8 protein-coding genes are annotated in these 11,542 nt (G+C 62.3%); 4 read left to right on the top strand and 4 right to left on the bottom strand.

The window, feature by feature from the left end:
• A partial coding sequence (locus tag QZ079_RS04690) for a zinc ribbon domain-containing protein (protein ID WP_297035716.1) occupies window positions 1-1,030 on the top strand: 1,030 nt, incomplete at its 5' end.
• A gap of 842 nt (window positions 1,031-1,872) precedes the next feature.
• On the opposite strand, the gene QZ079_RS04685 is transcribed toward QZ079_RS04690, so the two are convergent.
• A complete protein-coding gene (locus tag QZ079_RS04685; RefSeq protein ID WP_297035713.1) occupies window positions 1,873-2,994 on the bottom strand; it encodes a hypothetical protein in 1,122 nt (373 codons plus the stop codon).
• 845 nt (window positions 2,995-3,839) lie between these two features.
• Between QZ079_RS04685 and QZ079_RS04680 the strand changes: the two genes are divergently transcribed.
• Both QZ079_RS04680 and QZ079_RS04675 read left to right on the top strand, forming a co-directional pair.
• Window positions 3,840-6,200, top strand: a complete 2,361-nt coding sequence (locus QZ079_RS04680; protein ID WP_297035709.1) for a DUF4430 domain-containing protein — start codon at window positions 3,840-3,842, stop codon at window positions 6,198-6,200.
• Window positions 6,200-7,093, top strand: coding sequence for a DUF4430 domain-containing protein (locus tag QZ079_RS04675; RefSeq protein ID WP_297035707.1), 894 nt, complete (start codon window positions 6,200-6,202; stop codon window positions 7,091-7,093). The genes QZ079_RS04680 and QZ079_RS04675 overlap by 1 nt, the downstream gene beginning before the upstream one ends.
• A 65-nt stretch (window positions 7,094-7,158) precedes the next feature.
• On the opposite strand, the gene QZ079_RS04670 is transcribed toward QZ079_RS04675, so the two are convergent.
• The 3 genes from QZ079_RS04670 to QZ079_RS04660 all read right to left on the bottom strand — a co-directional run bounded on the left by QZ079_RS04670 (window position 7,159) and on the right by QZ079_RS04660 (window position 10,222).
• Window positions 7,159-7,563: a GtrA family protein gene (locus QZ079_RS04670; RefSeq protein WP_297035704.1), complete on the bottom strand. Its 405-nt coding sequence runs from the start codon at window positions 7,561-7,563 to the stop codon at window positions 7,159-7,161.
• Window positions 7,564-7,812: 249 nt separating this feature from the next.
• Window positions 7,813-8,205 (bottom strand): GtrA family protein, encoded by a 393-nt coding sequence (locus QZ079_RS04665; protein ID WP_297035701.1) that lies wholly within the window; start codon window positions 8,203-8,205, stop codon window positions 7,813-7,815.
• A 109-nt stretch (window positions 8,206-8,314) separates the two neighbouring features.
• Window positions 8,315-10,222, bottom strand: a complete 1,908-nt coding sequence (locus QZ079_RS04660; protein ID WP_297035698.1) for a fructose-1,6-bisphosphatase — start codon at window positions 10,220-10,222, stop codon at window positions 8,315-8,317.
• Window positions 10,223-10,767: 545 nt separating this feature from the next.
• Between QZ079_RS04660 and QZ079_RS04655 the strand changes: the two genes are divergently transcribed.
• The gene (locus QZ079_RS04655; RefSeq protein ID WP_297035694.1) at window positions 10,768-11,433 is read left to right on the top strand and encodes a transaldolase family protein; all 666 of its coding nucleotides are present in this window, start codon (window positions 10,768-10,770) and stop codon (window positions 11,431-11,433) included.
• The last annotated feature ends 109 nt before the right edge of the window (window positions 11,434-11,542 follow it).

The raw sequence follows: 11,542 nt of genomic DNA, 5'->3' as shown, positions 1-11,542 counted from the left end.
TGGGCTCGCGTCGCCCTCCGACGGCTACGACTACTTCTACAGCTATCCGCGCCAGGCCATCGTGCGCGTGAAGGCCGGTTCCACAGACGTCGAGGACGTGCTCGTCGTGCCAGACAACACCGAGCTGTCCTACGATGCCCCCGCGTTCTACGTGACGCACGTCGCGGCGGACGACGGCATCGTCTTCTATACCACGCAGCGCATCAACTACGATCAGGGCACCTCGACCGTGGAGCTGCGCTGCGTGACCGCAGAGGGCGAGGGCGACCACAAGCTGCTCGACCTGGGCAACGGCAACGATGACGATTCCTACACGTCGGTGAACGGGCTCTACGCGTTTGGCGGACGGGTCTACGTGGTGCTGCAGGAGGGGTCGTATGCGGCCGACCTCACCACGATGCGCGTGGTGAGCATAGACGCGATGGGCGAGGAAGATCCCCGCACCGAGTGCACGCTCGACGACTACTACGGCAACATCATCGTCACGCCCGAGAAGCTGTACTACGTGAAGACCACGTACAATTCGGGTGGCAAGAATTACTCCTCGGTCTATGCCTCGAATCTCGACGGCAGCGAGGCGGAGCGCATCTACAGCACCGAGGGCGCGACGGTCTCGGAGTTCGCCCTCTCGGATGGCAAGCTCGTGTGCTGGTGCTACGACAGCCTCGCGAGCACGCAGAGCATCGTACTCGTTGACCCGGAGACCGGCACGGACGAGACGATCTACACGAGCGCTTATGGTGAGTGGATCGGCTTGCTCGCGGTGTCCGATAGCGCGGTCTACCTCGAGAGCGCCCAGCTGAACGAGAACTCCTACGACATCACGACATGGGACTTGAAGTTCGTGCCGCTTGGTGGGGGAGAGGCCGAGACGCTTGCGACGGGACTTGACTACTACAACGCGACGGCCTACGTGTCGAACGGCCGGCTCATGCTGCTTGAGAACGGCCAGGACATCTCGAGCAGCGGCATGCAGGCCGAGGCGATCGACCTCAAGACCGGCGAGGTCATCGAGGAGTACGACCTGTAAGGGGCTGCAGTCTTCCGCGCGGCTGAAAAGTATGAACATGCCTGGCTTTCTGATGCAAGGTTGGTGAAAGCCACGGTGCTTCTTAAGTGCCGATGGGTTTTTGGGTAGAGTGAGGGCTGTGATACGGCTCCGTGGACTCTAAGTGAGGCGGAGGCTGGGAAGGGTCGCTGTCGGAAGGTGGCGGCCTTTTCCCTTTTTGGAGGCTTTGATGGAGACCCGCGAAGACAAGCCGTTCAGGACAATAGACCAGCAGATTGAGATCCTTAAATCGAGGAACATGGGGTTCGGCGACCCTGAAGATGCAAAGAGGTTTCTCCTGCGCGAAAACTATTGTCGGAAGCATTACGAACCGGCAGCTCAGGGACGTCTACCGTACCCTCGTGCCATTTCGGAATACCTGCGCTCACGGTGAGCGTCTGTACTGCGCGAGGGCAGGCGCGCGTGGTGACAAGAGGTTCGTCGACATGCTCATGGCCATAGCAAGGGTGTCGGGAAGGGAAAGCGCGGAGCAGCTTGTCTCGAGTGTTGAGGGCATCACCGGCATCCTATCGGAGATTCCCGGGCTCGATAGGCTCATCGAACCGTACCTCGAACTCGATAGAGCAAAGTGCGCGTTAGGGTAGGAAAGCGCTCCGAGCTTTGGGGCAAAGGATTCCCTTGGGGCAAGGAGTTCCTTGAGCTCGGGAACGAGGGGTCAACGGGATGGCGCTACGTAAGATGACCGAGGGGCTAAAAAAACGAGGTCGCCCGGGCATTCTCCGAGCGACCAATAAGAATCGATTGGGCCAGACGGGACATTTTGATGTTATGCAAACCGTCTACCTGAGGGAATGTAGTGAGGCCTACATGCGGTTCATTTCTCCGCCGACCTTGTTGTACCAATCCTGCCACGTTGGCGGGCAATACCTCTGGGCGGCAGCGGGCGTAAGCGTGGTGCCATACATGCTACGTAGGTAGCTAACGTGGGAGTCGATGCCCTCGTTCCAGCTACCGAATGCGCGGAAGCCACCGCCTACGGCAGTCCAACCCCAGGCGTTGCAGGTGTTCGCGCAATAGCGGCCCTTCGAGCTCTCGATGCACGCAATTGCTGGAGACCAGCGCGGGTCCACGCCGTAATTCCAAGCAGCCTCGGCGAATGCGCGGCCGTAGCCGGCAAGTGGGGAGCCTGCGAGATAGGCGTCGATGCGACCGGCCCACTCGTTGATGAACTCGTCACGCGGCATGTTCCAGTTCACGCTGTCGCTCACCACGGTGTCGGCGGTCTGGCCGCTCTGGTCTGCGGAGCTGTAGGGGTTATCGCCGCTCACACCGGAACCCTCGCCGGCGGAGGTGTCGTTGGCGAGGGCGGCAAGCTCGGCTGCGGCCTCGGCTTCAGCCTGTGCCTGAGCCTGCGCGCGGAGTGCTTGGGCTTCGGCGAGTGCGTCCTCAGCGGCCTGCTTCTCCTCTTCGAGCTGCTGCTTTTGAGCGTCAAGCTCGGCCTTGCGCTGCTCGAGTTCGGCCTGCATCTCGTTGAGCTCCTCGATGGCCTCGGTATTCGAGCTCTGGATCTGGTCCATGTACGCGCACGTGGTGATGAAGTCGCTCATGCTCTCAGAGCCGACCATGACGCTCACGAGCGGGTTGGAACCCTGGCGGTACTTGTACATGTCGCGCATCGCGGCGCTGGCAGCAGCCTGCTGCTCGGGAATCTCCTGCTCCAGGCGCTCGATCTCGGCAGTGTTCTCGTCGATCTCGGCCTGCAGGTCCTCGAGCTTGGCAACAGCCTCATCGTAGGCGGCGGCGGATTCCTCGACCTGGGCAGTCGCGGAATCGAGCTCTGCCTGTGTCTCCGCGGAAACCGCGTAAGCGGAGATGGGGGAGAGCACGGGAGTCACGGCGAACGCGACGGCGAGCGCGGCGCACGTGATGGTACGGGCCGGCTGACGTGCGATCACGCTGACGATGGAGCGATGTGTGTCACGCATAGATGTCCTCGACAATCTGGTTGCCTGAAACGCGAGATTGATTATAGTATGCGATTCTTAATTAATAACCCCCTGTTTAAAGTTTAAGGCTCAAGTTGAAGGTTTAGGATGGGGTGCGACCTGCGGCTTCGGTGAGTCGTTGAGAAACGATGGAGTTTCAAGTTCACCTTTAAGGTTAAGGCTTGAGGGTTTGCCGAGGAAGCGCGCGGGGTGGCCGGAGCAGTTCCCTCCGCGTTGCTCGCTCCTGCGCTTGCGGACGTCCCGTTGTCCGCACGCCTCTGCTGTGTCGACGTTTTTCGACAGAATCGGTGCTTCGCAGGATCATTCTGTCGAAAATCGTCGATGCAGTGATAGCGCGAGCAAGAGGGGAGACATCGCAGCGCGCCCGCTTGGCAATCGGATGCCAAGCTTTGTCCCCGTGCGGGCTCTCGGCTGTGCTAGCATAGGCGTCACGCAATCATTGGCCTCGATGTTGGTGCGGAGACGCACGGGTGGCACGCCGCCCAGGGGAACGGGGTGAGAATCCCCGGCTATACCAGTAACCGTGATTCGCGTGCCGCGGGAAGCGCGCCGTAGATCGGGCGGCGACGCGCCGGCACAGCAGCGATAAGCCGGATCGCCTCACATCGGTCGCGCGCCGCCTCGTGCGCGCCAGGCCCTGGGAGGAAGGATCCGGCATGACTGGATGTGCATCGGCCTCGGGTAATCGGAAACAGGCTGTGTGCAGGGGGCGCGTGATCGCCCAACAAGACGGCGTTCATCAGGAACCAAGAACACACTTTATTACTATGGTGCATCGCATACGGAGGGCAGCGCCCCAAACGGCGCGCCGAGCGCTCGCTGTCATGCTCTCCGCGCTTCTCGTGTTCGGCATGGTGCCGGGCGAGCTCTGGGCGGAGGGCGTGGAGAGCATCGCGCCTTCGTCGGGCGAGGCTGTCGACGCTTCTCGTATGCAAGGAAATGCGCGCGGCGAAGGCGGGACAGGGTCGCGGGAATCGGCCAACGATGTGCTTGGTGCCGCAGCTCCATCGTCCCAGGACGGTTTGCCTTCGAATGAAGAACAAAGAGGCGGGCAGCCTTCCGCCTCCGCGGACGAAACGGGGAGCTCGGATTTCCAGGGCAGCTCGACTGCACAGGCAGAAAGCGGTACGGCATCGCATGACTCAGAACAACTGACGACGACGGATGCTACGCCCATCGCTTCACCCGACCAAATCGCGCGCGATGATGAGGTCGTGACGGCAACCATCTCCATCATCGGTGTCGACGCGACGGGGGCGGAGGAGACGTGGCTCACGGCGACGGCGATCGAGGTGCCCGCAGGTTCCACGGCGGCGGATCTTTCGGAAAAAGCGTTTGCATACGCGGGGATCACGGCGGATTACGACGCGGATAGCGAATACGGTTGGCATCTCAACACCATCACCTCGCCGAACGATCCGAATCATACGCTCGGATACGACGCGCCGACGCATGCCTACTGGCAACTCTTCTACAACGGTGAGTCCGCTTCTGTGGGCGCGGGCAGCATCGAGCTCGCGCCGGGCGACACCGTGGTGTGGTATTACTCCGTTTGGGGTGACGAGGTTCCTTCTGAAGACGGTGACGTCGCGGTGGATCCGGATGCCGAGCGTCCCGATTGGGAGAGTCCCTGGCCGGGTTCTTCGACAACAGGCGGGCTCTCCTCCTCTGTGACATCCCCTACGCCCACGGAGGGTGCCGAGGCGAGCTGGACGGTGGACTATCACAAGTACTCATCCAACGCGTATCCCAACGCAAGCGAGCCCGTCATCGCCGGCGACTACATCTACCTGGCCGTCGATAGCACGCTCGTGATGCTCGACAAGGCGACCGGCGCCGAGGTCAAGACGACGCGCATGGCGAGTGGAATCAGCTATACGTGCCGGCCGGTGTATGCGCACGGCCTCATCGTCATCCCGCTCGGCAACGGGCGCGTCCAAGCGTTCAGCGCGAAAGACCTTGCCTGCGTTTGGGTGACGGAGCCCGTCGACGACCTCACACAGTCCTCGTGCACGGTGGCGGTCGACGGCGATTATCTCGTCGTGGGCACTGTCGATGTCCTTACCGATTACGATACCTGGACGACGACCTACGAACACGGCACCGTGACGCGCATCAACATCGAAACCGGTGCCATCGCATGGCGACATACGAACGCGACCGAGGGTTATTACTGGAGCGGCGCCGCCGTAACCGAGGACTTCGTCATCGTGTGCACGAGCGCGGGCACGCTCGAGGTGCTGGATAAGCAGAGCGGCGACGTATGCTCGACTGCCGAGGTCGGCGGTATCGTCAATTCCGAGTGCTTCGCCTCGTCGGACGGATCTCGCGTGTACGTGTTCACGAATGATGGCGTGTTGCATCTGTTTTCGCTCGGCCAGGACGGTGTGCTTGCCGACGCGGAATCCATCGACGTCGGGCTCGACGGGAGCGTGTGCAGCCCCACGGTCGACGGTGAAACCGTCTATATCGGCGGGACGTCGAACGGGGTCTCGGCATTGGCGATCATCGACCTCGTGACGCACGCGGCGCGACTCGTCACCGCGGCGGACGGCGCGTCGCTGCCTGCGGGCGGGATCAAGGGCGCTCCACTCGTGTCGAAGCAGGACGACGGCACGTATGTCTACTTCACCGTGAACTATGCCGAAACGACCGATTACGTGAACTACACCGCGGGCGGAGGCGTCTACCGCTACAAGCTCGGCGATACGGCGGCAACCCTCATCTGGGCTGCGAAGGGCTATGAGGGCTTCTGTGATTCCCCGGTCATCTGCGATGCCGAGGGCAACCTGTACTACATCAACGATTCAGGGCATCTGTTCGCGCTGCGTGCGGGTACGGGTGCTTCCGGAGACCCCGGACAGGAGGGCTCTGGCGGAGCCGATGGCGAGCTCGGCATCGATGGTAGTACAGGCAGCACCGGCGGCAAAACGGTCGCGCCAGGCTCTCGTCCGCTAGGGTCGGGTGCGTCGGCGGTTGCCGAGCATGCCGCGGCCAGCGCTGCCGTCGCCGAGGATGCTGCTGACGGGCAGGTTTCTGCCCGTGCCGGCGCAGACGCACGCAACGCGGTGACGGCGGCTTCGCCGATGAATCTCTGGGCGGTCGGCGGCATCGCCGCTGGCGTGGCCGGGCTCGTCATCGTCGGGCTGTATATGGCGCTGGGCAAAGCTCGCGGGGAGGCATGATGGACGAGAAGTATGGAGAAGCCGGCAGGCGTGAAGATCAGGTAGCGGAGCGTCGGAGCGAGACGCAGCCGGTGCCGCGCGCCGATGGGACGGCGCATCCGCAGCCTCGGGGTGCCCGTCAACAGCAGCCTTCCGATTCGTATATCTCGCTCGATAGCGGCGCCGCCCCGAGCACACGTTCACGCAAACCGTTTGTGGCCGCTCTCGCTGCCGTTGCGTGCCTGGCGCTCATCGTGGTGTGTTTGGGCTTCGTGCATCCATCTTCCGATGGTGGCTGGTCGGTAGCGTGGCTCTTTCAGACGACGGCGGAGACCGCGGCGGGCTCCGGTGAGCCGGCGGGCATCGATGACGATGCGGACGCTGCTTCATCGGCGGAGGACGCCTCCTCCGACGCTGATGCCCCTGCATCCCAGGCGACGGGCGGCGCGGATACATCGACATCGAGCGCAGCGGGCGATACCGCCTCGGCGCAGGATGGAGGTGCTGAGGGGAATTCTTCCGGCGCGGCTAAGCCAGGGGCAGCGCAGGGCGGTTCGAGTGCATCGAGCCCGGGCGATGGAGATGGCGCGGGACAGCAGCCGCAGACCGTCACCGTCTCGGTGAGTATCGACTCCTCTTCCGTGGGGAGCCCGGTATCGGCAAGCGGCACATACACGTTCGAGCCGGGTGCCACCGCTTACGATGCGCTCTGCGCACTCGGCGTGTCGGTGAACGCGGGGAATTCGGGCTTCGGGGTGTACGTGAGCGCTATCGGCGGCCTTGCCGAGAAAGAGCACGGCGCTACGAGCGGCTGGCTCTATACCGTGAACGGCACGCAACCCGCTACCGCTGCGAGCAATTATGAGCTTTCAGACGGCGACGTCGTGCGCTGGGTATATTCGGTATCGGAATAAAGAGAGCGCCGGCGTGCAACGATGTGCGGTGCGCCGGCGCTGTACCGTGTGCTATGCGTTGCTCGTTATTCCGCGGCGGAGAGGAACTTCTTGCGGGTGAAGAAGTTGTACCAGGTCACGCAGAAGGTCGCGAGCACCTTTGTGAGCTGGTAGGCGATATTCAGCACGGTCACACCCACGAACATGAGGACATCCGTGAGGCCGAGGCCGATCGCGGAGAGGATTGCGAAGATGGTGAACTCGCGCTTGCGGCTCATGTCGTCGCGATGCGGGAAGACGAACTTCAGGCTGAGCGCGTAATTGAGCGCCACGGACACGATGAACGAGACCGAGGTGCTCACGAGGTAGTCGACGTGGAAGAGCTCCGTGAGCGCGATGAGCAGCGCCCAGTCCACCGCGAAGGAGAGAATCCCCACCACGGCGAACTTGTAGAACTGCTGAATCACAGGTTTTGTGAGCGCGTTGCGCACGTAACCACTCCAAATCGTTGAGATGACGGGCCGCTTGGCGTTTTCCGGCAGAGAGCTGCAGGGATTGCGCGACCCGCATGCCGGTACCGACTATAGCCGTACCGTCATGGTTTTGTAAGCTCGGACGCGCGTTTCTATCAAGTGCGCAGAAAAGATGCGTCAAATCTGCACGTTTGGCATGCAAATACATGAGCCGTGGCGCTCGCGGCGACAACTCTGGTCACAGCGCTGCCATAGCGGCCTGCCTGCCTACGCGCCCTTCTCTTCGAGGAAGATCTTGCGCGTCACGAAGTTCCATATCATGACGATGGCGGTGGCGAACACCTTCACCAGGCGGTAGTCGAGCGCGGCATGCGACGTGCCCAGCCACATGAGGAGGTCGTTGATGCCCAGGCCGATCACCGAGAGCACCACGAAGATCGCGAACTCACGCTGCCGGCTCATGCCCTCGCGATGGCGGAACACGTATCGCATGCTCGCCACGTAGTTGAAGATGAGCGACACGATGAACGAGACCGTGGCGGAGGCGACGGGGTTCACACCGAAGACTTCGGTAAGGAAGATCATCACGCCGAAGTCGATGACCGTGGCGATGACGCCCACGACGCCGAATTTCAAGATCTGCTCGATAAGGTTGCGCATACCATAGCTTTCGTTGGTCGAAATCCATTGGTCGAAATCTGCAAGGTGACAGTCTACCACCGAGCGCGCAAGTGGGACTTTGAGACCTGGTGCTAAAGTCCCACGTTCATCAGGCGTGCTCGGGGAGGGCGCCGGTGCGGTAGGCGTCGAGCAAGAGTCGCAGGTCGCCAATCTGCTCGCGGATCTCTGCGCCGGTGTCTGTGTCGCTCACCATGATACGGCGGTTTGCGGAGGCGAAGCGCGTCGTCTCGCTTTGAATGTCGGCGTTGTGTACAAGCGCCGCCTCGACGCTCTTGAACGCCTCGTGCGCCTTCAAGCGCATGCCGCGCGAGCTCGAGATGAGCGTGTAACCTGCGATTCCGGTCTTGGGATGATACGCCGCGCAGAACCCGCCGTCGATCACGAGCAGCTTGCCGTCGGCGCGGATGGGCTTTTCACCGCTTCCGGTCTTCACCGGCGTGTGCCCGTTGATGATGTGCCCGCTTTCCGGCGCCACGCCGAACTCGCGCATCACCGTGTCGCAGGCGCTCGGCTCGTGCGTGAGCGTGAAGTACGGGTCCATGGGCTCCTCCCACGTGGACTTGTCCTCAATATAGGAGCGCTCGAACGTCTTCACGTAACGGCCCGACGCCGGTGAGCGGAACCCGATCCACAGGTACCAGAGCCAATCGAGCGCGCTGCGGTCGCGGTCGCGCCAGGCTCGGCGCGCAATTTCGTCGCAGAAGTCCAGATAATCGCGGCCGCTTCGCCAGGTGCCCTCGCAGTTCATGCTCGCGAACGTCCCATCCTCGTTCAGCGGCACGCATCCATGGAACAGCAGGTTCCCGTTGCGCACGAGGTACATCGAGCCGTTGCGGAACAGGAATTCCACATGCTGGCGTAGATGGTCGGAACTCGTGAACTCGGCCACGAGCTTGTCGACGATCCTGCGCTCCTCGGGCGTGAGCTCATAAGGATGCTCCGGGTCGAGTGTGGGGAAGTCGCGCGTCACGAGCGGCCAGGGCTCGCCGTCGATCACGACCGTGCCCGCCTCTTTGTCGATGCGGCCCAGAAGCAGCCGTTCTTCCATGTCGAACTCAGGGTGCCGTTGGATGATCTGCCCCTCGAGTTTGAAGAGCAGCACGTTGATTGCCTTGATGAGCGGCGTGATGCGCTCGCCCGCTCGGTACGTGCGGTCGGCGAACGCAACGAGCCCGCGCAACGAGATGCCGTAATCGTTCTCCAGGATCTCGTAGTTACCGTAGCGCAGGTTGTTGCGCAGCACGGAGACTACGCACGCCTCCTCGCCGGCTGCTGCGCCCATCCACAGGAGGTCGTGATTGCCCCACTGGATATCCGTGCGCTGGTGCTTGCAGGCGATGAGCCGATCCACGATTTTCGCTGCCCCGCCGCCGCGGTCATAGATGTCGCCTACCAAGTGGATGTGGTCCACGGCGAGCACCTTGATGAGCTCGGCGAGCGCTGCGATGAAATCCTCCGTGGAGCCCGTCTCCAGGATCGAGTCGAGGATGCGCTCGTGATAGCGCACGCGGTAGTTGTTCTCGTCGGGGTGCGTGTGCAGCAGCTCGTCGATGATATAGGCGAAGTCGTGGGGGATGGCCTTGCGCACCTTCGAGCGCGTGTAGCGGCTCGAGAGGCGGCGGGTGACGGCGATAAGCCGGTTGAGCGTTTGCTTCGTCCAGGTGGGGGAGTCCTGGTGCGCCGCGCGCACGAGGGCGAGCTTCTCGTGCGGGTAGTAGATGAGCGTGCAGAGGTCGGCCTTCTCGGTCTCGGTGAGCTCGTCACCGAACGTCTCGTCCACATGCTCGCGCACCACGCCGGAGCAGTTGTTCAAGATGTGCATGAACGCCTCGTACTCGCCGTGGAGGTCGCTCATGAAGTGCTCGGTGCCCTTGGGCAGGTTCAAGATGGCCTGCAGGTTGATGATCTCGGTGAAGGCCGCCTGCTGGGTGGGGAACTGCTGCGAGAGCAGCGAGAGGTACTTCATAGATTGCTCGAGGCGGTCGTGTGCTGACATGATGGCTCCTTCGCATGGGGTGCTTCCATTATGCTGCGCGCGGCTCGGTCTGTTATGGAGATGGTGGGGAAGTCCGGGAACGGTGGGATGGCTTCTGGGGGGTTGGGCATGCGTTTAAAGATGGCCAGAGGAGTGTTACACGACGAGATTCGAAGAAAGCCCTCTACCAAATAGTTTCTACCTAATACCTCATGGGCCGCGCAAAAGCGACTTTCACGGATCTGTGCCAAGCGCGTTAGAACGCAGATAAACCTCGGTTTGCCCATTTCAGCTTGGTGTACTTCGCGAGAGCCTGAGGTTGGAACCGAGATTCTCGCCCGGCACGCTTGGATTCTCACCGCCGCATGCACCTCCCCGCGCACCAAATCGCACGTCTTGTGCTACACTGCAATCGCGCGATGCGTTCGCATTCAATCTCCGATAAACAACATAGCTCGCAGGTGCCCGCGTTCGCGCCCGTTGCATCACATGATCAAGGTCGTAAGCTGTTCCTTTGGGGAGCATGCAGTTGGCAAGCCGTAACATGGACGAGGAGGCATACCACCATGAAGTTCTTTCTCGACACGGCGGATCTGGACGAGATTCGCGAGGCGGTGAGCTGGGGCGTCATTGCAGGCGTCACCACGAACCCAACGCTCTTCGCGAAGACGGGCGGCAAGCTGGCAGACTTCGAAGGGCATATCGCCAAGATCTGCGAGTTGTGCCCGGGGCTGCCGGTCTCGGCGGAATCCTGCGCGGAGACGGCGGAGGGCATGATCGAAGACGCGCGCCGGCTCGCGGCCATCGCGGACAACGTGGTCATCAAGCTGCCCGTTTCTCCCGAAGGGCTCGCTGCCACGCATGCGCTCGCGCAAGAGGGCATCGCGGTGAACATGACGCTCGTCTTCACCGTGCCCCAGGCACTGCTCGCTGCGCGTGCGGGCGCACGCTACGTGTCTCCCTTTGTGGGACGCTTCGACGACATCGCCGAGGACGGGGTGGCCCAGCTTGTGCAGGTGTGCGACGCCATCCACGGGTACGACTTCGGGCACGAGGTCGAGATTATCGGCGCGTCCATCCGCACCGCGCATCATGTGACGGAGGCGGCGCTCGCCGGCTGCGACATCGCGACCGTCCCGTTCAATACGTTGAAGAAGGCCGTGCAGCATCCGCTGACCGAGCGCGGCCTGGCATTGTTCATGGAAGACTGGAAGAAGGTTGAGCAGGCATAGTGGCTGACGAAACGACGAACACCACGAATACCGAGAGCCCCGAGAGCGCGGGCGCTACCGCGTCCGCGCCGGAGGCGAAGCCGAGCAAGACGACGCGCGCCCGCCGCAC

It is taken from the genome of uncultured Enorma sp. (genome assembly GCA_905210055.1).
Classification (GTDB): Bacteria; Actinomycetota; Coriobacteriia; order Coriobacteriales; family Coriobacteriaceae; genus Enorma.
This window is presented reverse-complemented; position numbering and strand designations above follow the sequence as displayed.

What these genes read in the sequence shown, in the direction of transcription:
- QZ079_RS04685 (WP_297035713.1), bottom strand. Translation starts at nt 2,994, where the DNA reads ATGCGTGACACACATCGCTCCATCGTCAGCGTGATCGCACGTCAGCCG.
- QZ079_RS04675 (WP_297035707.1), top strand. Translation starts at nt 6,200, where the DNA reads ATGGACGAGAAGTATGGAGAAGCCGGCAGGCGTGAAGATCAGGTAGCG.
- QZ079_RS04665 (WP_297035701.1), bottom strand. Translation starts at nt 8,205, where the DNA reads ATGCGCAACCTTATCGAGCAGATCTTGAAATTCGGCGTCGTGGGCGTC.
- QZ079_RS04680 (WP_297035709.1), top strand. Translation starts at nt 3,840, where the DNA reads ATGCTCTCCGCGCTTCTCGTGTTCGGCATGGTGCCGGGCGAGCTCTGG.
- QZ079_RS04655 (WP_297035694.1), top strand. Translation starts at nt 10,768, where the DNA reads ATGAAGTTCTTTCTCGACACGGCGGATCTGGACGAGATTCGCGAGGCG.
- QZ079_RS04660 (WP_297035698.1), bottom strand. Translation starts at nt 10,222, where the DNA reads ATGTCAGCACACGACCGCCTCGAGCAATCTATGAAGTACCTCTCGCTG.